1 protein-coding gene is annotated in these 1,143 nt (G+C 62.8%); it reads left to right on the forward strand.

Going from position 1 to position 1,143, the window contains the following annotated elements; genetic code table 11:
• Positions 1-115: 115 nt before the first annotated feature.
• Positions 116-1,143, forward strand: a 1,028-nt coding sequence (locus ABT116_RS48800) for an acetamidase/formamidase family protein (protein ID WP_351648026.1), incomplete at its 3' end; no start/stop codon positions are given.

A 1,143-nucleotide genomic window follows, 5' to 3' on the forward strand; every position in this document is an offset into this window, starting at 1 on the left:
GGTACGTGACCTCCGTGCCGCCCGCCCCGGACGGCTTGAGGATGCTGACCACTACCTCTGGTGCACACCGGACACAGTCAGCTGGGGCACTCTCCCCACCGCGACGACCGAACCTGTGCTCACCCTCGACAGCGGCGAGACTGTCACTTTCGACACGGTCTCGCAAGAAGGTCTGATGGAAGACCAAGGCCGCGACCCCGTGGCCTACTTCCGGCAATACGGAGTCCACCGCTCGAAAGTACTGGCCGACGCCATCGAATTGGCTGCATCGGACCTCCGCAAACCTACAGCGCCTAAAGCTCCACATGTGGTGCTCGGACCCGTTCACGTGCGCGGGGCCCAGCCCGGCGACTGGTTACGCGTCGACTTCCTCGAGATGACACCGCGAGTTCCCTACGGAGTGATCTCGAGCAGGCATCAGCGAGGTGCGTTGCCGGAAATCCTTCCGCGCGATGTCGACGGCAGCATTCCCGCAGTATTCAGCAAGTTCTGCCCACTCGACGACACCGCAGATCGTGCACGATTCGAATTCAGCGGTGGCGCAGCGACAATCGACATGCGGCCCTTCATGGGACTGTGCGGCGTGACACCTGCCGGTAACGAGCCTTTGAGCACCATTCCGCCAGGTCCGTTCGGCGGCAACATGGACGTGCGCGAGATGGTGGTCGGAACCTCGCTGTACCTGCCTATCCAGGTGCACGGAGCGGGTTTCTACCTGGGCGACCCGCACTTCGCGCAGGGCAACGGCGAGATCGCGCTCACTGCACTCGAAGGGTCGCTGCGGGTCACCGCCCGACTGACCGTCGTGAAGACTCTGTCTCAGCCCCGTGCCGCGATGCCCTTCGTCGACACCGACGATCACTGGATCATCCTCGGGATGAACGAGAGTCTGGACGAGGCGATGCGTCAATGCGCGGAACTCTCGGTCGATTTCCTCGCCTCGTACACCGGTATGACACCCAGTGAGGCCTACCTGTATCTCAGTGCAGCGGGCGACTTTTCGGTGACGCAGGTAGTAGACCTGGTCCAAGGTGTCCACTGCTCGATACGCAAGAAAGACTTTCGTTCACCCACGCCGGCCGACCTGTTCTGCACCGGCCACACCCAGCTCGCCAACGGCAATCTGCTGATCGCGGGCGGCAC

Source organism: Streptomyces sp. NPDC002130 (genome assembly GCF_040296465.1).
Lineage (GTDB): Bacteria > Actinomycetota > Actinomycetes > Streptomycetales > Streptomycetaceae > Streptomyces.